General features: G+C 30.2%; 19 protein-coding genes. 14 read left to right on the forward strand and 5 right to left on the reverse strand.

The genetic code is table 11. The features are described from left to right. The first annotated feature begins 41 nt into the window (after positions 1-41). Together dnaG and SHK09_RS11475 are read left to right on the forward strand one after the other, a co-directional pair. A complete protein-coding gene (gene dnaG, locus SHK09_RS11470; protein WP_319810923.1) occupies positions 42-2,045 on the forward strand; it encodes a DNA primase in 2,004 nt (667 codons plus the stop codon). 101 nt (positions 2,046-2,146) lie between these two features. Beyond that, positions 2,147-2,278, forward strand: a complete 132-nt coding sequence (locus SHK09_RS11475; protein ID WP_319810924.1) for a hypothetical protein — start codon at positions 2,147-2,149, stop codon at positions 2,276-2,278. A 60-nt stretch (positions 2,279-2,338) separates the two neighbouring features. On the opposite strand, the gene nadE is transcribed toward SHK09_RS11475, so the two are convergent. After that, positions 2,339-3,127, reverse strand: a complete 789-nt coding sequence (gene nadE / locus SHK09_RS11480; RefSeq protein WP_319810925.1) for an NAD(+) synthase — start codon at positions 3,125-3,127, stop codon at positions 2,339-2,341. Positions 3,128-3,186: 59 nt separating this feature from the next. Between nadE and gldB the strand changes: the two genes are divergently transcribed. Both gldB and gldC read left to right on the forward strand, forming a co-directional pair. Then, on the forward strand, positions 3,187-4,146 hold the full coding sequence (gldB, locus tag SHK09_RS11485) for a gliding motility lipoprotein GldB (protein WP_319810926.1): 960 nt from the start codon (positions 3,187-3,189) through the stop codon (positions 4,144-4,146). Next, entirely contained in the window at positions 4,146-4,481 is a 336-nt protein-coding gene (gene gldC, locus SHK09_RS11490) for a gliding motility protein GldC (RefSeq protein WP_319810927.1), read from the forward strand. The genes gldB and gldC overlap by 1 nt, the downstream gene beginning before the upstream one ends. A 170-nt stretch (positions 4,482-4,651) precedes the next feature. Here the strand turns inward: gldC and SHK09_RS11495 are convergent, their stop codons facing one another. From SHK09_RS11495 to rpsO, 4 genes are all read right to left on the reverse strand, one after another. Further along, positions 4,652-6,133 (reverse strand): OmpA family protein, encoded by a 1,482-nt coding sequence (locus SHK09_RS11495; RefSeq protein ID WP_319810928.1) that lies wholly within the window; start codon positions 6,131-6,133, stop codon positions 4,652-4,654. A 72-nt stretch (positions 6,134-6,205) separates the two neighbouring features. Then, on the reverse strand, positions 6,206-7,330 hold the full coding sequence (folK, locus tag SHK09_RS11500; RefSeq protein WP_319810929.1) for a 2-amino-4-hydroxy-6-hydroxymethyldihydropteridine diphosphokinase: 1,125 nt from the start codon (positions 7,328-7,330) through the stop codon (positions 6,206-6,208). A gap of 103 nt (positions 7,331-7,433) precedes the next feature. After that, complete coding sequence (locus SHK09_RS11505) at positions 7,434-9,668, reverse strand: polyribonucleotide nucleotidyltransferase (RefSeq protein ID WP_319810930.1); 2,235 nt, start codon at positions 9,666-9,668, stop codon at positions 7,434-7,436. A gap of 245 nt (positions 9,669-9,913) precedes the next feature. Then, the gene (gene rpsO / locus SHK09_RS11510) at positions 9,914-10,183 is read right to left on the reverse strand and encodes a 30S ribosomal protein S15 (protein WP_319810931.1); all 270 of its coding nucleotides are present in this window, start codon (positions 10,181-10,183) and stop codon (positions 9,914-9,916) included. A 498-nt stretch (positions 10,184-10,681) separates the two neighbouring features. Between rpsO and SHK09_RS11515 the strand changes: the two genes are divergently transcribed. From SHK09_RS11515 to SHK09_RS11560, 10 genes are all read left to right on the forward strand, one after another. Then, positions 10,682-11,509, forward strand: coding sequence for a prephenate dehydratase (locus SHK09_RS11515; RefSeq protein WP_319810932.1), 828 nt, complete (start codon positions 10,682-10,684; stop codon positions 11,507-11,509). Continuing rightward, positions 11,506-12,648 carry a pyridoxal phosphate-dependent aminotransferase gene (locus tag SHK09_RS11520; RefSeq protein WP_319810933.1) on the forward strand — a complete coding sequence of 381 codons (1,143 nt, stop codon included), beginning with the start codon at positions 11,506-11,508 and terminating at the stop codon, positions 12,646-12,648. Before SHK09_RS11515 ends, SHK09_RS11520 begins: the two co-directional genes overlap by 4 nt. Positions 12,649-12,672: 24 nt before the next feature. Further along, a complete protein-coding gene (locus SHK09_RS11525; protein ID WP_319810934.1) occupies positions 12,673-12,834 on the forward strand; it encodes a hypothetical protein in 162 nt (53 codons plus the stop codon). A 36-nt stretch (positions 12,835-12,870) separates the two neighbouring features. Next, positions 12,871-13,722 (forward strand): prephenate dehydrogenase, encoded by an 852-nt coding sequence (locus SHK09_RS11530; protein ID WP_319810935.1) that lies wholly within the window; start codon positions 12,871-12,873, stop codon positions 13,720-13,722. Between the two features lie 20 nt (positions 13,723-13,742). Then, complete coding sequence (locus SHK09_RS11535; protein WP_319810936.1) at positions 13,743-14,825, forward strand: bifunctional 3-deoxy-7-phosphoheptulonate synthase/chorismate mutase type II; 1,083 nt, start codon at positions 13,743-13,745, stop codon at positions 14,823-14,825. Between the two features lie 441 nt (positions 14,826-15,266). Continuing rightward, positions 15,267-16,232, forward strand: coding sequence for a ribosome small subunit-dependent GTPase A (gene rsgA, locus SHK09_RS11540; RefSeq protein WP_319810937.1), 966 nt, complete (start codon positions 15,267-15,269; stop codon positions 16,230-16,232). Between the two features lie 3 nt (positions 16,233-16,235). Further along, on the forward strand, positions 16,236-16,688 hold the full coding sequence (gene dtd / locus SHK09_RS11545; RefSeq protein WP_319810938.1) for a D-aminoacyl-tRNA deacylase: 453 nt from the start codon (positions 16,236-16,238) through the stop codon (positions 16,686-16,688). Positions 16,689-16,693: 5 nt separating this feature from the next. Beyond that, on the forward strand, positions 16,694-17,338 hold the full coding sequence (locus SHK09_RS11550; RefSeq protein ID WP_319810939.1) for a TatD family hydrolase: 645 nt from the start codon (positions 16,694-16,696) through the stop codon (positions 17,336-17,338). Beyond that, positions 17,335-18,048: a tRNA threonylcarbamoyladenosine dehydratase gene (locus tag SHK09_RS11555; protein ID WP_319810940.1), complete on the forward strand. Its 714-nt coding sequence runs from the start codon at positions 17,335-17,337 to the stop codon at positions 18,046-18,048. The genes SHK09_RS11550 and SHK09_RS11555 overlap by 4 nt, the downstream gene beginning before the upstream one ends. A gap of 77 nt (positions 18,049-18,125) precedes the next feature. Next, the gene (locus tag SHK09_RS11560; protein WP_319810941.1) at positions 18,126-18,758 is read left to right on the forward strand and encodes a YceI family protein; all 633 of its coding nucleotides are present in this window, start codon (positions 18,126-18,128) and stop codon (positions 18,756-18,758) included. Positions 18,759-18,773 lie beyond the last annotated feature (15 nt).

Genomic DNA, 18,773 nt, shown 5'->3' on the forward strand with positions numbered 1-18,773 from the left:
TAATTCTTATATTTGTTATCCCTTTACCAATAAGCCACTAAATGATATCAAGAAGTACAATAGACAGAGTTTTTGAAACTGCAAGAGTAGAAGAGGTTATTGGTGAATTTGTTCAACTTAAAAAAGCAGGAAGTAACTTTAAAGGGTTAAGTCCGTTTGTAGATGAAAAATCACCCTCTTTTGTGGTGTCTCCTGTAAAACAAATTTGGAAAGATTTCTCTACAGGAAAAGGAGGAAATGCTATTTCATTTTTAATGGAACACGAGCACTATACATACCCAGAAGCCATAAAATGGTTGGCTAAGAAGTACAATATAGAAATTGAAGAAACAGAACAGTCTAGTGAAGAAAAAGAGCAAATGAACGAAAGAGAAAGCATGTTTATGGTTTCTACATTTGCAAAAGACTATTTTCATGACTTAATGCTAAATACTAATAAAGGAAAAGCAATAGGACTTTCTTATTTTAAAGAGCGTGGTTTTACAGACGATACTATAAAAACATTCGAATTAGGGTATTGTTTAGATGAGTGGGACGCTTTTACAAATGCAGCTTTGGCAAAAGGGTACGATTTAAAATACTTAGCTTCAACAGGTGTATCTATTGTTAAAGATAATAGACAATTCGATAGGTTTAAAGGACGTGTAATGTTTCCAATACACTCTATGTCTGGTAGAATTTTAGGTTTTGGTGGTAGAATTTTAACTGCAGATAAAAAAGCAGCGAAGTATTTAAATTCTCCTGAAAGCGATATCTATCATAAAAGTAAAATTCTATATGGCCTTTTTCAGGCAAAAAAAGAAATAGCAAGACAAGATAATTGTTATTTAGTAGAAGGTTATACAGATGTAATTTCATTTTATCAATCTGGTGTAGAAAATGTAGTTGCTTCTTCTGGTACCGCATTGTCATCAGATCAAATTAGGTTAATAAACAGACTTACTAAAAATATTACAGTACTTTTTGATGGTGATGCCGCTGGTATGAGAGCTTCTATTAGAGGAATCGATATTATTCTAGAACAAGGAATGAACGTAAAAGTAGTTCAGTTTCCAGATGGTGAAGATCCAGATAGTTTTGCAAAATCACACTCTAGAGAAGAATTAAAAAAATATTTAGAAGATTCTGCACAAGATTTTATAAGTTTTAAAGTTTCACTTTTATTAAAAGATTCTAATAACGATCCCATAAAAAAAGCAGGTGTAATTAGAGATATAGTTGTTAGTATTTCTAAAATTCCAGATGGTATTCAGCGTGAAGTTTACGTACAAGAGTGTGCTAGAATTATGGAAGTTTCTGAGCGTGTTTTGTTTAGTGAGTTAGCTCAAATTATAAAGAAAGGAGAGCATGAAAAAAGTAAAATAAGTAAACAACAAAATAGACAACAGCAAGATCCTAATGAGCCTCCATCAGAATATTTTATGGAACAGGAACAAGCTAAAATGGGAGTTGTAAAAGGTGGGCCTTCCGTAGAAAAAATAGATCAAATTTCTATTTTAGAAAAAGAAATTATTAGAATTCTATTGTTGTTTGGTAACGAAGAAACAGAATTTGTAGAGGAAATAGAAAATGAAGACGAAGATGGGCGAGTAGAGGTAACTTCAAGAAAATACAACAATATAGTTTCTTCAGAAATTTATGTACACTTACAAGATGATGAAACAGAGTTTACAAACATTATTTTTCAAGAAATTTATACAGAAATTATTCATCAATTAAATCAATCGCAAAAATTAGAAATAGATACTTTAGTAAATCATAAAAACACAGATATTTCTAGTACCGTTACTTCTATTTTAATGGATGAAGAAAAGCATCAATTAAGTGATTGGGAAGGACAAAATATTGAAGTAAAGACTGCATTAGAAATTTTACCAAAGCTAGTAAGTGATGCTGTTTTTAATCTTAGAAGAGTATTAATTGGTAAGAAAATTGAAGAGTTGGTTAAAGAAGTTACAGATGAAGGTGTTATCGATTTAGAGACTATAAAAGGTTATACAGGCCTTAAAATAAGGCTTTTCGAAAAGTTAAATAGAGTTGTCTAAAGTTATTAAAATGTAAAATTAGGTGTTTTCCCTATATAAATTTAAGTTTATACGAGACGTTTTTTTGTATATTGCACGTGCTAAAGAAAAAACCTCAGATTATGAAAAGAATTTTACGTTTACTAAAAATAGTGCAGTTATTTGTTTTATTACCTTTCGAAATTTCAAACGGTTCTAAGAGAAGAGCTTATATGAGAATTAAAAAAATGATGATTGCAGCCAATATATTGTAAAGGTTTGTATCAATAATTATATAAAAAAATCCCGTAAATTAATTTACGGGATTTTTTATGCTATTTTAATTCTTCAGGAATTTCACAGACAGGTATCGCAACCATTTTATGCTGGTTAATTCTATTTAGCCTTTCGTATATTTTAAAAACTTCTTGCTCTCTTCCAGAAAAATCATGTTCGTTTTTTCCTTCGTTTTGTTGCTTCATTGCCCATTCTAATTCGTCATAAGAAGCACCAATTTGATCTTCGTCTGTTCTACTATCTCCAAACAAGCCATCTGTTGGTTGCGCTTTTTGTATTGAATTTGGTACTTTTAAATACGCTGCTAATTCATAAACTTCAGATTTCATTAAGTCTGCAATCGGACTTAAATCTACACCACCATCACCATATTTTGTGTAAAAACCAACACCAAAATCTTCTACTTTATTACCTGTTCCTGCAACTAAAGAACTGTGTAAACCTGCAAAGTAGTATAATGTTGTCATGCGCAATCTAGCTCTTGTGTTTGCTAAAGACAAATCTACCTTTGCAGAAGATTCTGCTTTTGGAACTACGTTTTTAAAATCTTCAAAAGTTGAAGTTAAATTCACTCTAACTTCAGAAACATTACTAAAATTTTCTTTCAACTGCTTAATATGTTCTTCTGCTCTAGTAACTTGACTTTCTGCTTGGTGAATTGGCATTTCTACACATAATGTAGGGAAACCAGTTTTTGCACAAAGTGTAGATGTTAATGCAGAATCTATTCCGCCAGATACACCAACAACAAAACCTTTTACTTTTGCATTTTCTGCATAATCCTTTAACCAAGAAATAATATGAGTTGCTACTTTTTCTGTATTCATTAGAGAAACTATTTTAGTATTTTTATCGTTTGTAATTCTAATAGCAATATACAACGTTTATGAGATTTTTTCTAGTGATTTTAGCGGTTTTATTCAGTTTTTGTGCATGTAATACAGATGAGATAGGCAAAGTAGATGTTTCTAATATTAATGTAGATTTTAAAGTGAAGAGGTTCGATGTAGATTTTTATACATCAGAAACAGATAATTTACAAGACTTAAAAAGAAAATATCCTTACTTTTTTCCAATAGGAGTAACAGATAGTATTTCATTGTCGAAAATAAACAATAAAGACGAACAGGAATTATTTTTAGAGACTCAGAAGGTTTACAAAAGCTTTGATTCTGTTAAAAAAGAATTGGCATCACTTTTTAAACATGTTAAATATTACAATCCAAATTTTACGGCACCCAACGTTGTTAACATGTTAACTAATATAGATTATGATAGTAGAGTAATTTATGCAGACAGTTTATTAATAATTTCTTTGGATGTCTTTTTAGGTAAAAAGCATCCATTTTATTCAGATTATCCTAAGTATATTAAAGAAAATAATACAAAAGATCATATTGCCGTAGCAGTTGCAGAAGCTATTATTAACAAACAAGTTAAAAACTCTAAAGACAGAAGTTTTGTGGGGAAGATGATACATGAAGGAAAAAAAATGTACTTATTAGATAGTTATTTACCAACCGTATCTGATAAAGAAAAAATTGGATATGAATTAGATAAGTATAACTGGATAATTTCTAATGAAGAGCAAATTTGGAGTTATTTTATAGAGAAGAAAATACTATTTAGTACAGATACCAATTTGAATAAACGTTTTTTAGAACCTGCGCCTTTTTCTAAGTTTTATATGGAACATGATAACTTATCACCAGGAAGAGTTGGTGTTTGGGTTGGTTGGCAAATTGTACGTTCTTATATGCAACATAATGATGTATCTTTGCAAGAATTATTAAAAATTAATGAACTAGATTTATATAAAAAATCGAAATATAAACCCAGAAAATAATGTCAGTAAAACATAACTCAGAAATTAAGTTTAAAATAGGTTTAGACGAAAATAAAGTGCCAGAAGAAATTTCTTGGACGGCCAAAGATGGTGGTATAGATAATGAAGAATCTAAGGCAATTATGATTTCTGTTTGGGATCATAAGAAGAAAGATACTTTACGTATGGATTTGTGGACAAAAGACATGCCTGTAGATGAGATGAAGCAATTTTATCATCAAACATTAGTGTCTATGGCAGAAACTTTTGAACGTGCAACAGATGATCAAAAAATGGGAGCAACAATGCGTGATTTTTGTGAATATTTTGCAGAAAAATTAGAATTAAAGAAATAGATTTATTTACAATAAGTTATTTAAAGGTCGTTTGCATTAATTTGTTAACGGCCTTTTTTTATAGAAGTAAAATAGATTTAAGTTTTATAGAAAGAAATAGAAAATAGAGGTAAATAAAAAGAGGATAACTTTTCAGTTATCCTCTTTTTATTTATTTATAATTATTCTTATTAGTCAATAGAATCTGCAGGTTTTATTTCTACCCTTCTGTTTAATTGTCTTCCACCAGCATTTAGGTTAGAGAACTTAGGTCTAGACTCTCCAAAACCTTTTGCTTCAAGTCTTGCATTGTCTACAGATTGATTAATCATGTATTTTCTAACAGCATTTGCTCTTCTCTGAGATAAGTACATGTTATATTTATCGCTATTTCTATCATCTGTATGACCTTCAATAACAAATTTAACTTTTGGTACTTGTTTCATTAGCGTAACAATTTTATCAATAGTAATAAGAGATATAGACTGAATTCTATCACTATTTGTGTCAAAGTAGATACTAGCAGCTAACAACCCAATTTGTTGATTAATTGTAGTTGTATTTGTTACTAATTCTTGCTGAGGACATCCTCTGTTTTCAACAGGACCTTTTGTGTTAGGACATAAATCTTTACCATCCATTATACCATCACCATCAGAATCTATATTTAACGGACAACCGTCGTTTGTTATAGGACCGTATTCTAAAGGACATTTATCTTTATAATCTGGTAAACCATCTTTATCTGAATCTACCGCTTTACCGTTACCGTATACCATAACTCCTGCAGGAGTATTTGGTTCAGTATCTAATTCATCCATTACACCGTCATTATCGGTATCTGTAATTTTAAATTTATCGTTTCCTCCGTTTTCATCTCCCCAAATAGTAAATACTTTCTTTTTACCAAGTTTTACAGTTGCACCTATACTTGTAACAAAAAATGTTTCCCAATCTTGTTTTCTAGAAATTGCAGCATCTAAATGATCTTCATAATTAAAGTACATACCTGTTCTAAACTCTAAGTCTACACGTTTATTAAGTCTTCTTTTAATACCTAATTGAGCAGATAAATAAATAGAACTAGCCTCGTTAACACTGTTTCTATCTGGGTTTCTACCAAAATCAGCATCATCTATTTTTATGTTGTCTCCATTCTTATACTCATAAAGAGCAGAATTGTATTGGTGATAACCAACACCAAAGTAACCAGCTGCATGCCATTTAGAAGCTTTAGTTTGGTATAAGTTAGAGAAACTAAAAATTAAATTTAGTTCTGCTCCGTAAGCTCTACCTTTAAAGTTTGTGTTGTTTAAATCGGTTACACTCTCTGCATACTGTATGTTGTAGTAAAGGTTAGAGTTGTTAAAGTATTGAGCTCCACCAGAAATTTGACTATAAGTAGCTTTTAATTCTAACCCTAATAATGGGTTAAACATTTTGTCTACATATATGTATCCTCCAAAATTAAAGTAATTAGTATCATCACCTGTACCAATAGAGCGTAAATCTCCATGCATAATAAAGTTACTAAAACCGGCTCCAACAGCCCAACTGTTAGAATTCTCTAAATCGATTCTGTTTCCGTATGTTATTTCGTCTGTAGTAAATTGACTAAATATTGCAGTTGTACTAAAACAACTTAAAATTGCAATTAAAAAAATTCTCCTCATCAGGTTTATATATATAGTTTATTTAAAAAATTTGGGGGGAATCTTGGGTTCTGCAAAAATATAATTTTTTTTTTAATTATACTTTATTTTATTGATTATAAAATTATAGTCTATTTTGTTGTTTACAAAGTCCATTTCAGAGACATCTATAACCAATAAATTTAAGTCGTTCTGGGTCTCAATAAAGCTTTTGTAACCATCGTGAATTTTTTTAAGGTATTCAGATTCAATGTTTTGTTCGTAAATTCTGCCTCTTTTTTTAATGTTTTCTAATAAACGATCTGTATTTTGATATAAATAAACATACAAATCTGGCTTTGTGATTTCTTTATAAATTAAGTTGAACATTTTTCGGTACAACAAGTATTCATCATTAGAAAGTGTTACTTGAGCAAATATTAAAGATTTAAAAATATAATAATCTGAAACAATGAAGTTTTTAAATAAATCGAATTGAGCTAAATCATCACTTAATTGTTGGTAACGATCTGCTAAAAAACTCATTTCTAAAGGAAATGCATATCGTTCTTTATCCTCATAAAATTTAGGTAAAAAAGGATTGTCTGCAAAACGTTCTAAAACTAATTTAGCATTAAATTGTTCTGATATTAAATTTGCTAAAGATGTTTTACCAGCACCAATATTTCCTTCAATAGCAATATAATTATACTTCTCTGATATTTCTAGTGGTCTTGTTAATTGCTCATCAATCTTAATTACATCTGAACTATCATTGCAATTTTGTAGACAAATATTTAATTCCTTTTTCTCTATTGGATGAATTATGTTTGCAGCGATTTCAACTAAAGGAATCATTACAAACTTTCGTTCTAACATTTTTGGATGTGGAACAATTAGTGTTTTAGATAAAATAATATCATTATTAAATAATAAAACATCAATATCTATATTTCTATTTTGATATCCTTCTTGATCTGTTCTTTTTCTTCCTAGTTCTTTTTCAATTGACAAAACAGTATTTAATAATAGATCTGAAGGTAAGTGTGTAGAAACGTGAATACAGATATTGTAAAAATCATTTCCATTAAAACCCCAGGCCGCTGTTTTATATATTGAAGAGATTTTTTTAATAGCACCTACTTTTTCTCCAATTAAATTTAAAGCATTTTGTAGGTTTTCAAGTTTATTTCCTTGGTTTGTTCCTAAAGATAAATATGTAGTGTGTTGTATTTTCATATAGAGTTACAAAGAAAATAAAAGCATTTAGATAATTGGGTTTTAAACAAAAAAAAATCGCCAAAATTAATTGGCGATTTTTAAATATCTAAAAGAAAAGAACTTATTCTTCTTTTCTTGGTTCTCTTGGTTTTCTGTCATCACGTCCGCGGTTATCTCTGCTTCTGTTATCACGTCCACCAGAACGTTTATCATCTCTTGGTGGTCTTGCTACATAACCTTCTGGTTTTGGTAACAATGCCTTTCTAGAAACTTTTTCTTTACGAGTTCTTGGGTCTAAACCAAAGTATTTTACATCAAAAACATCTCCCATGTTAACAACATCGGTAACGTTTTCTGTTCTTTCCCATGCTAATTCAGATACGTGTAATAAAACTTCATTTCCTGGAGCCTCTGCATATTCTACAACAGCACCAAAATCTAACATTTTAATTACTTTAACTTCATAAGCGCTACCTACAACTGGTTTGAATAGCATAGACTCGATACGAGTAATTACTTTTTCAATTCCTTCTGGGTCAGTTCCTAAGATTTCTATAATTCCTTCTTCAGTTACAGCGTCTTCAGTAATTACAATTGTAGTTCCTGTTTCTTTCTGTAATTCTTGAATATGTTTTCCACCTGGTCCAATAAATGCACCAATCATGTCATTAGGAATACGTCTGTTAATCATTTTAGGAGCATGTTCTTTAACTTCTACGTTTGCACTAGCAATTGTATCTGTTATTTTACCTAAAATATGTAAACGACCATCGCGAGCCTGTTTTAGTGCATTCACTAAAATTTCGTAACCTAATCCTTTTACTTTAATATCCATTTGACAAGCAGTAATTCCTTCAGAAGTACCAGTTACTTTAAAATCCATATCTCCTAAGTGATCTTCATCACCTAAAATATCAGATAAAACTGCGTAACGATCTCCGTCAGAAATTAATCCCATTGCAATACCAGAAACTGGTCTTTTCATTTGCACACCAGCATCCATTAATGCCATTGTACCAGCACAAACAGTTGCCATAGAAGAAGAACCGTTAGATTCTAAAACTTCAGAAACTACTCTTACTGTATAAGGGCAATCTGCAGGAATCATTCCTTTTAAACCACGTTGTGCTAAGTTACCATGACCAACTTCTCTTCTAGAAGTTCCTCTTAATGGTCTCGCTTCACCTGTACAAAAAGGAGGGAAGTTATAATGTAAATAGAAATTTTCTTCACCTTCGTAAGATGGCATATCTATTTTCATTGCATCTCTAGATGTTCCTAGAGTTACTGTTGCTAACGCTTGTGTTTCTCCACGAGTAAAAATAGAAGAACCATGTACAGATGGTAAATAATCTACTTCACACCAGATTGGTCTAATTTCGTCTGTCTTTCTACCGTCTAAACGTAAACCTTCTGCTAATGTTAATTCTCTAACAGCAGCTTTTTGAGATTTATTAAAATATTTTCCAATTAACTCATCGTAGTCTGCTAATTCTTCTTCTGTAAAAGTAGCTTTTAATTCTTCTTTTACATCTGCAAATGCATTTGTACGTTCTACTTTAGAAGTTCCTTTTTTAGCAATTGCATAAAATTTGTCGTAACAAAAATCATTTATTTTTACAGCTAATTCTTCATCTTCTCTTTCTCCTTGGTATTCTCTTGTTTCTTTCTTACCAAAAGCTTCAGCTAAACGTACTTGAGCAGCACACTGAATTTTAATAGCTTCATGAGCAAACTTAATTGCATCTGCCATTTCTTCTTCAGAAATCTCATCCATTTCACCTTCAACCATCATTACAGAATCTGCAGAAGCTCCAATCATCATATCGATGTCAGACTCTGCTAATTGTGCTCTATTTGGGTTTATTACAAATTCTCCGTTTATTCTTCCAACACGTGCTTCAGAAATAGGACATTCGAATGGGAAATCTGATAATTGAATTGCTGCTGACGCTGCTAAACCTGCTAATGCGTCTGGCATAACATCTTCATCATGAGACATTAATTGAATCATTACCTGTACTTCAGAATGGTAATCTTTTGGAAATAATGGACGTAAAACTCTATCCACTAAACGCATAGTTAATACTTCACCATCACTTGGTCTTGCTTCTCTTTTAAAGAAACCACCAGGATATCTACCTGCAGCAGCAAATTTTTCTCTATAATCTACTGTTAATGGTAAAAAATCTACTGTTCCTGCCTTGTAGCTAGATACTACAGTACATAATAACATAGCTTTTCCCATTTGAACAACAACTGAACCGTGCGCTTGTTTCGCTAATTTACCGGTTTCAAGTGAGATGGTTCTTCCATCTCCAAGGTCTATAACCTCTCTAAATACTTTTGGAATCATAAATTTTAATTCTAAATTTTTAATTTGTTTGTTGTTGTTGTGTTGTTGTCTGTTGTTACAATGGAAATACAGAATTATTGTTGGTAACCCTGACCTTTTATATTGTTTGCTGATGCTGTTAAAATCAGACTTTTAAACTTTAGATTCTTGCTTTCGCACAAATCAATTTATTATTTTGAAGCAAGCTTCGATAGTTTTTTAAATAAAAAAAAGAGGCACGTTTATAGAGCCTCTTTTAGTAAGAATTATTTTCTAATTCCTAATTCCTTGATAATCGCACGATATCTGTTGATTTCAGTTTTCTTTAGATAATCTAATAAACTTCTACGTTTACCTACCATCATTACTAATGAACGCTCTGTATTAAAATCTTTACGATTTCTTTTTAAGTGCTCAGTTAAATGGTTAATTCTAAATGTGAACAATGCAATTTGCCCTTCTGATGTTCCAGTATCGCTTTTACCCTTACCGTGCTTTTCAAAAAGACCTTCTTTTACTTCTTTAGTTAAGTACATGCCAATATTATTTAAATGATTATTATGTATATCAATGAAAATATTTCATCGAAGCTGCAAATATACTATTATTTTTTTGATAAAAAGATATTGAATATAGAGATATTTCCTAGCGCTTCATGGTTCTTAAGCTTGTTTAAGAAGCTTTTTTAGTAGACATTATATATAGGTCTCATTTTTTTCTTTTCTGATATTTATTATTGAGTCTCAAATAATTGAAGAAATCCGTAAATCTTTTCAATTTTATTGCATTCTTTTTACCAAATTATCAAATCTTTTATAAAAAATGATATATAATTTGTTTGTCTCAATTTAATCTTTAGATTTGTCATTCAAACAAAGAGAATTAAGATGTTAAATAATACTTGGACACGTTTCTACTTTTACTTTTATTTTTACAATAAGAGGAGAGACTTTGTATCATGTTGTTAAAAAACATTTAAAATATATAAAGTCTCGAATTTAATTCGAGACTTTTTTTTTGATTTTATTTTATTAATGAAAAAAGTTATAGCCATACAAGGAGCCGAAGGTTCAAACCACCATAAAGTTGCACGCGATTTTTATGGTACAAAAATACATCTAAAAGAATGTATGTCTTTTGATGTCTTGGTAGATAGTTTGTTAGATCATTCTGCAGACCTTGGTGTTATGGCAATAGAGAATACAATTGCTGGTTCTATTATTCCTAATTATGCATTAATAGATAGTAATAACCTTCATATTATAGGAGAAGAGTACTTAAATATTCATCATCATTTAATGTGTTTAAAAGGACAAAATATTGAAGATATTAAAGAAGTTTGGTCACATCCAATGGCATTGTTACAATGTAAAGAATTCTTTAAAAAATATCCGAAGATAAAATTAGTAGAAGACGTAGATACAGCAGAAGTAGCTAAAAGAATAGCGAAAAAAAACTTAGTAGGTATTGCAGCTATTGCACCAAAAATTGCAGCAGAAATATTTGGTTTAGAGGTAATTGAAGATGAGATTCAAACCATTAAAGACAATGCTACTCGTTTTGTAATAGTGCAAACCGAAGTGCCAAATAATGGCATTGATGAAATTAATAAAGCATCTTTAAAATTTCAATTAAATCATAAAAGAGGAAGTTTAGCCGCTATTTTAAATGTGTTGAGTGATTGTAAGATGAGTTTAACCAAAATTCAGTCTTTACCAGTAATAGAAACTCCTTGGAAATATTCATTTTTTGTCGATGTAACTTTCGATGTATATGAAGATTATAAAAAAGCGGAAGCAATTTTAGAAATTATGGCAGAAGAATTCAAAATTTTAGGAACTTATAAAAACGGGAGAAAATGATTAAAGCTGCCAAAAGATTAGATACAGTGCAAGAATACTATTTCTCTAAGAAATTAAGAGAAGTTAGAGGTTTAGCAGCTGCGGGTAAACCAATTATTAATATGGGAATTGGGTCTCCAGATTTGCAACCACCAGCAAAAGTTATAGAAGCAATACAAGGTAGTTTAAATGATGCAAGTGCACATAAATACCAATCTTACCAAGGCTTACCAGAATTAAGAAATGCTATTGCTACTTTTTATAAAAACAAGTTTTCTGTAGTTACAAATCCAGAAAACGAAGTGCTGCCGTTAATGGGAAGTAAAGAAGGAATTATGCATATTTCTATGGCTTTTTTAAATGAAGGCGATAAAGTATTAATTCCTAATCCTGGGTATCCTACATACACTTCGGTTACAAAATTAGTTGGAGCAGAACCACTTTTTTACAATTTAAGTGATGAGAATAATTGGCAACCAAATTTTGATGAATTAGAGGCACAAGATTTAAGTGAAGTTAAAATTATGTGGGTAAACTATCCGCATATGCCAACAGGAACAAATGCAACTTTAGAAACTTTTGAAAAGTTAGTAGCTTTTGGTAAAAAGCACCATATTCTAATTATAAATGACAATCCGTATAGTTTTATTTTAAATGATAATCCTATAAGTATTTTACAAGTAGAAGGCGCAAAAGACATTGCTTTAGAATTAAATTCTTTAAGCAAAACTTTTAATATGGCTGGTTGGCGAGTTGGTATGGTTTTAGGAAATGCAACTTATATTAATGAAATCTTAAAAGTAAAATCTAATATGGATTCTGGTATGTTTTACGGAATACAGAAAGGAGCCATAGAAGCATTGCAATTATCTGATGATTGGTTTTTAGCACAGAATAAAATATATGAAGAACGTAGAAATTTAATTTGGCAATTGGCAGATAAATTAGACGCAGTTTATAGTAAAAATTCAACAGGTTTATTTGTTTGGGCAAAAATACCAGAAGGAAAAAAATCTGAAGAAGTTACAGATGCCGTATTATACGATAATGATATTTTTATAACTCCAGGAACTATTTTTGGTTCTCAGGGAGAAGGTTATATTCGTTTTTCATTATGTGTAACAACAGATGTAATTAAAGAAGCAATTAGTAGACTTTAGTAATCTTACTTAAACAATAACAAAATGAATAAAAATAGATTAGCACAAGGAATCTCTTTAGGATTAATTTTTGGAGTTGTATTTGGAAGTGTTTTTGGCAATGTAGGTTTAGGAATTGGAGTTGGTCTTCCTGTTGGTATAGCAGTTGGAAATATTTTAAATAAAAGAGATAAAAAAGAAGACTAAAATTAATTTTAGACCTTGTAGAAAAGTAAAAAAGAAATGAAGAATATATACATGATTGGTATTGGGTTAATTGGTGGTAGTTTTGCTATCGATATTAAAAAAAACAATCCAGATGTTGTAATTCACGGAATAGATGCAAGTGAAAAGCATTTAGAAGAAGCTTTGTCTTTAGGTGTTATTGAGAAAAAAGCAACTTTAGATGATATAGAAAATGCAGATTTAGTAATTGTATCTATTCCGGTAGATGCAACTGTAAAATTATTACCAATTATTTTAGATAAAATTTCCGATAATGGTTTAGTTGTAGATGCAGGTTCTACAAAAGAAGCAATTTGTAAAGTGGTTGAACATCATTCTAAAAGAAGAAATTATTTAGCATGCCACCCAATTGCCGGAACAGAAAATTCTGGACCAACAGCAGCAATTTCTGGCTTATATAAAGGAAAAACAAATATTATTTGCGAAGTGGAAAAGACAACTTTTAAGCTTCAAGAAAAAGCATTAAAGTTATTTGCAGACATTGGGATGCGTATTCGTTACATGGATCCTGTATCGCATGATAAACATATTGCGTATGTTTCGCACTTGTCTCACATAAGTTCATTTATGTTAGGTAAAACAGTAATTAATAAAGCAAAGAATGAACGCGATATTTTCGATATGGCAGGTTCTGGTTTTACATCAACAGTTCGTTTGGCAAAAAGTTCGCCAGCAATGTGGACACCAATTTTTAAACAAAATAAAGAAAACGTAATAGAAACGTTAGAAGAATACATTAACAATTTACAGCGATTTAAAGAGTTAATGCAAGATGATAACTTCTCCGAAATTTATAATGAAATGGAGAATACAAATCACATAAAGCAAATTTTAAACGGCATAAATTAAAAGCCAAAACAAGTAGAAAAATGAAGAATACAAAAGAATTAAGAACATGGTTGGACGATATGAATTTAGATCATCCACTAGTAATAGCAGGGCCTTGTAGTGCAGAAACCGAAGAACAGGTTTTAAAAATTGCACACGAACTAAAAGATTCTGATGTAAACTATTTTAGAGCAGGAATTTGGAAGCCAAGAACAAGACCAGGAATGTTTGAAGGTGTTGGTGAGATAGGTTTAAGATGGTTAAAGAAAGTAAAAGAAGAAACAGGTATGAAAACCTGTACAGAAGTTGCCAATGCAGCACATGTTAAATTAGCAATCGAAAATGATGTAGATTTATTGTGGATCGGTGCACGCTCTACAGTTTCTCCTTTTATTATGCAAGAAATTGCAGACGCTTTAGCAGGAACAGATAAAATTGTATTAGTTAAAAATCCAGTAAATCCAGATTTAGCTTTATGGTTAGGTGGTATCGAAAGATTATATACTGCAGGAATTAAAAATCTTGGAGCAATTCATAGAGGTTTTTCTACATATGAAAAAACAAAATATAGAAACATTCCAGAATGGCAATTAGCTATCGAGTTTCAAAATAAATTTCCAGATTTACCATTAATCTGTGATCCATCGCATATTACAGGTAACAGAGAAATGATTTTTGATGTTTCTCAAACAGCTTTAGATTTAAATTTCGATGGTTTAATGATCGAAACTCATTTCGACCCAGCAAATGCATGGTCTGATGCTGCACAACAAGTTACACCAACAAAGTTGAAGCAAATAATGGAGGATTTAAAAATTAGAAAAGAGACAAATACAGAAGCAGAATACCAAAGTTCTTTAGATAATTTACGTGCTCAGATTAATGTAGCAGATGATCAACTAATAGAGTTGTTAGGTAAAAGAATGAAAGTTTCAGATCAAATAGGAGCTTTAAAGAAAGAGAAAAACGTTGCGGTTTTACAATCGAAACGTTGGAACGAAATCTTAGGAAACATGATCTTAGAAGGTGAAAGTAAAGGTTTAAGTGAAGAATTTGTTTTAAAAATGTTTAAAGCAATTCACCAAGAATCTATCAATCATCAAGAAAAAGTAATTAATGCATAATTTTTGTGCGTTCCCCCAAGGGTCAGGCTTTCATTACTCACTTTTTTTGTAGAAATAACAAAAAAGAGTTCAAACAAGCCATTCAATCCTTAACGCAAGAGCAACCCTAATAAGGCAGTTTTTTAAAATTAGTATTAAATATTTAGACCTCACAAGTTTTTAAAACCTGTGAGGTCTTTTTGTTTTTAAGAATATCACTTAAATTTTAAGGTGAGTTTCATTAAAAAAACACAATAATTGTAACTTCTAAGTATTTAGAAGTTACATAACAGAGATAACAATATAGAAATTAACCTTTATAATATTTCTACTATTGTCGAAAAGACAAAACTGCATAAAAGTGAATTTGTAGCAATACTTTTATTAAAAACTATTTATTTTATGTTTCTATGTGGTAAAAATTAATTCCTAATTCAATTTTAATTCAGCATCTTTGTAGCAATGAAAGGAATCGTATATAAATCTACAGGAAGTTGGTATCATGTAAAATCTGATAACGGAGAATTTTACAAATGTAGAATCAAAGGAAAATTTAGATTAAAAGACATTAAAAGCACCAACCCAATTGCGGTTGGAGATAAAGTGGTCTTCGATTTAGAGAATAAAAACGATGAAGAAACAGGTGTTATTAAAAAGATATTAGATAGAGACAATTTTATTGTTAGAAAATCTGTAAACCTTTCTAAGCAAACACATATTATTGCTTCAAACATAGATCAGGTATTTTTATTAATAACTATTAATAATCCACCAACGTTTACCACATTTATAGATCGTTTTTTAGTTTCTGCAAGAGCCTATAGAATAGACACTATTTTAGTGTTTAATAAAATAGATTCTTATCAATTAGAAGAACGTGCAGAAATACTATACTTAAAAGATATTTACGAAGCAATTGGTTATAGATGTGTAGAGGTTTCTGCTACAGAAAATATAAATATAGACGAGGTTAAAAAAATAATGACTGGTAAAACATCTATGTTTGTTGGTCATTCTGGTGTTGGTAAATCTACTTTAGTAAACGCAATAGAGCCAACTTTAGACTTAAAAACAAAAGAAATCTCAGACCAACACAATCAAGGGAAACACACAACTACATTTGCAGAAATGTTCGATTTAGGTTTCGATGCAAGAATTATAGACACACCAGGTATAAAAGGTTTTGGTGTTGTAGATATCGATAAATATGAATTAGGAGATTATTTCCCAGAATTTTTCGCATTAAAACAAGACTGTAAATTTAATAATTGTATTCACACAAAAGAACCACAATGTGCAGTTAAAGAAGCTTTAGAAGAAGAAAGAGTTTCTTGGTCTCGTTATAAAAGTTACCTTCAGATTTTAAGTGGAGATGAAGAAAAAGAGCATTTTAGAACAGATATTTGGAACGAAGAAGACAATGAGTAAACCATGAAAATTGTTATTCAAAGAGTTTCTGAAGCAAGTGTAACTATTAATAAAGTTAAAGTTGCAGCAATAAATAACGGGCTGTTAGTTTTATTAGGTATTGTAGATGATGATACGTTAGAAGATATTAATTTCTTGGTAAGAAAAATAGCAAACCTTCGTGTTTTTAATGATGAAAACGGCGTTATGAATAATTCACTTATAGACAATAATGGAGATGTTATTGTTGTAAGTCAGTTTACGTTGCAAGCATCAACAAAAAAAGGAAACAGGCCAAGTTATATAAAAGCAGCAAAACCAATTATTTCTATTCCTTTGTATGAGAAATTTGTACAAACTTTAGAGAAAGAAATTGATAAAAAAGTGCAAACAGGTGAATTTGGTGCAGATATGAAAGTTGCACTTATAAATGACGGACCTGTTACTATTATTATAGATTCTAAGAATAAAGAATAGCTTTTATGTTTTTTTTTGATGTTCATACGCATAAAACATCTTCATCGGAAATTGTATTTTCGATTGAAAATAAATATCCAACTTCTATAAACTTTACAAGACCTTTTTCAATAGGCATTCATCCATGGTTTATTAAGCAAGAAAATGTAGCAAAAGAACTTTTAATTATTGAAGAAAAACTACACAGTGAAAATTGTTTTGCAATTGGAGAATGTGGTTTAGATAAAGTTAACGAAGTAGATTTCGAACTTCAAAAAATAGTTTTTAGAAAACAGATTCAACTTTCAGAAAAATATAAAAAACCCTTAATTATTCATTGTGTAAAAGCATTTCAAGAAATTATTGCATTTAAAAAAGAGTTTAAACCACTACAGATTTGGGTTTTACATGGTTTTAATAAAAATATACAGGTTGCAGAAGGTTTACTAAAAAACGGAATTATTTTGTCTTTTGGATCTGCAATTATTAATAATAAAAAATTACAAGAAGTTGTTTCTAAAGTTGCTATTTCATCTCTATTGTTAGAAACAGACGATACGGATATTCATATTAAACAAGTATATCAACAAACAGCAATATTAAAAGACATTACAGTTGAAGAACTTCAGCAAAAAATAGCACAAAATTTTAAAATTATTTTTAAGAAATGAGTTGGTTAGAACGTACAGAATTATTAGTACAAAAAGAAGGTTTAGAGAAATTACAAAAAGCCAATATTTTAATAGTTGGTTTAGGTGGTGTTGGTTCTTATGCAGCAGAATTTATTGCAAGAGCTGGTGTTAATAAAATAACAATTGTAGATGGTGACGTTTTTGATATTACAAATAAAAATAGACAACTGCCAGCTTTAGATTCTACTATTGGGTTATCTAAAGCAAAGGTTTTAGCAGCACGTTTAAAAGATATTAATAAAGATTTAGAGTTAACTGTTTTAGAAGAGTTTTTATCGCCAGAAAGAGCATATGAAATTGTTTCTAAAGAGTTTGATTATGTTTTAGATTGTATAGATACAATTACACCAAAAGTTAATTTAATAGTTGCTGCTCGAAGAAAGAAAGTTAAAATTATTTCTTCTATGGGAGCAGGAGGAAAGTTAGATGCAACTAAAATTAAAGTAAAAGACATTTCTAAAACGAAGAACTGTACTATGGCAAGAGTTTTACGCAAGCGTTTAAAAGAACGCAAAGTAGACAAAGGTGTAAGAGCTGTGTATTCTGAAGAAATACAGATTGCAACAAGTCTAAAAAAAACAGATGGTACAAACTTTAAGAAATCTTATTACGGTACAATAAGCTATATGCCAGCTGCGTTTGGCTTGCAAGCAGCGGCACATGTTATAAACTTCCTTATAAAAAAGTAAAAAATACTTTCCAAGGGAAATAAAACATTGTATATTTGCCATGGAAAATAATTCTGAATTAATTAAATTAAAATAATATGAAAAAAGTATTTTTATCATTAGCATTAGTAGCATCAGTTTTAACTGCATGTAAAAGCGAAAAGAAAGAAAAAGTTGAAGCTAAAGAAGCTGTAAAAGTTGAGGTAGTTGCAGATTTAAATAATGTAGATGTTGCTAGTTCTGTAATTACTTGGAAAGGAACAAAACCTGGAGGAGCGCACAATGGAACGATTATGTTAAAAGATGGTTCTTTAAATTTAGAAGCAGGAAAATTAGTTGGTGGTTCTTTTACAATTGATATGTCTTCTATGAAAAATGAAGATTTAGATGCTGAAGGTGGCGCAAAATTAGTTGGTCATTTATCTGCACCAGACTTTTTTGATGTTGCAACTTATTCAAATTCTAAATTTGTAATTACTAATGTAGAAGAAGTAGAAGCTAAATTAGCTGTTACAGGAAACTTAACTATAAAAGACGTTACAAAAAGTATTACTATTCCTGCAATGTTAATGACAGAAGGAAATATTACTACTTTTAAAAGTGAGAAATTTAATGTAGATAGAGCAGATTTTAACGTAAAATATGCTTCTAAAAAATTCTTCGATAACTTAAAAGATAAGTTTATTGATGATATGATCGAATTATCTTTTGAAGTAAAAACAAAAGCTTAACTAATACTAAAAATT

This window comes from Polaribacter sp. PL03 (assembly GCF_033875165.1).
GTDB lineage: Bacteria > Bacteroidota > Bacteroidia > Flavobacteriales > Flavobacteriaceae > Polaribacter.

Coding starts and splice junctions, on each gene's coding strand:
- SHK09_RS11495 (WP_319810928.1), bottom strand. CDS start 6,133: ATGAGGAGAATTTTTTTAATTGCAATTTTAAGTTGTTTTAGTACAACT.
- SHK09_RS11530 (WP_319810935.1), top strand. CDS start 12,871: ATGAAGAATATATACATGATTGGTATTGGGTTAATTGGTGGTAGTTTT.
- SHK09_RS11515 (WP_319810932.1), top strand. CDS start 10,682: ATGAAAAAAGTTATAGCCATACAAGGAGCCGAAGGTTCAAACCACCAT.
- SHK09_RS11535 (WP_319810936.1), top strand. CDS start 13,743: ATGAAGAATACAAAAGAATTAAGAACATGGTTGGACGATATGAATTTA.
- SHK09_RS11555 (WP_319810940.1), top strand. CDS start 17,335: ATGAGTTGGTTAGAACGTACAGAATTATTAGTACAAAAAGAAGGTTTA.
- gldB (WP_319810926.1), top strand. CDS start 3,187: ATGAGATTTTTTCTAGTGATTTTAGCGGTTTTATTCAGTTTTTGTGCA.
- dnaG (WP_319810923.1), top strand. CDS start 42: ATGATATCAAGAAGTACAATAGACAGAGTTTTTGAAACTGCAAGAGTA.
- SHK09_RS11520 (WP_319810933.1), top strand. CDS start 11,506: ATGATTAAAGCTGCCAAAAGATTAGATACAGTGCAAGAATACTATTTC.
- rpsO (WP_319810931.1), bottom strand. CDS start 10,183: ATGTACTTAACTAAAGAAGTAAAAGAAGGTCTTTTTGAAAAGCACGGT.
- dtd (WP_319810938.1), top strand. CDS start 16,236: ATGAAAATTGTTATTCAAAGAGTTTCTGAAGCAAGTGTAACTATTAAT.
- SHK09_RS11505 (WP_319810930.1), bottom strand. CDS start 9,668: ATGATTCCAAAAGTATTTAGAGAGGTTATAGACCTTGGAGATGGAAGA.
- SHK09_RS11475 (WP_319810924.1), top strand. CDS start 2,147: ATGAAAAGAATTTTACGTTTACTAAAAATAGTGCAGTTATTTGTTTTA.
- rsgA (WP_319810937.1), top strand. CDS start 15,267: ATGAAAGGAATCGTATATAAATCTACAGGAAGTTGGTATCATGTAAAA.
- SHK09_RS11550 (WP_319810939.1), top strand. CDS start 16,694: ATGTTTTTTTTTGATGTTCATACGCATAAAACATCTTCATCGGAAATT.
- folK (WP_319810929.1), bottom strand. CDS start 7,330: ATGAAAATACAACACACTACATATTTATCTTTAGGAACAAACCAAGGA.
- SHK09_RS11560 (WP_319810941.1), top strand. CDS start 18,126: ATGAAAAAAGTATTTTTATCATTAGCATTAGTAGCATCAGTTTTAACT.
- gldC (WP_319810927.1), top strand. CDS start 4,146: ATGTCAGTAAAACATAACTCAGAAATTAAGTTTAAAATAGGTTTAGAC.
- nadE (WP_319810925.1), bottom strand. CDS start 3,127: ATGAATACAGAAAAAGTAGCAACTCATATTATTTCTTGGTTAAAGGAT.
- SHK09_RS11525 (WP_319810934.1), top strand. CDS start 12,673: ATGAATAAAAATAGATTAGCACAAGGAATCTCTTTAGGATTAATTTTT.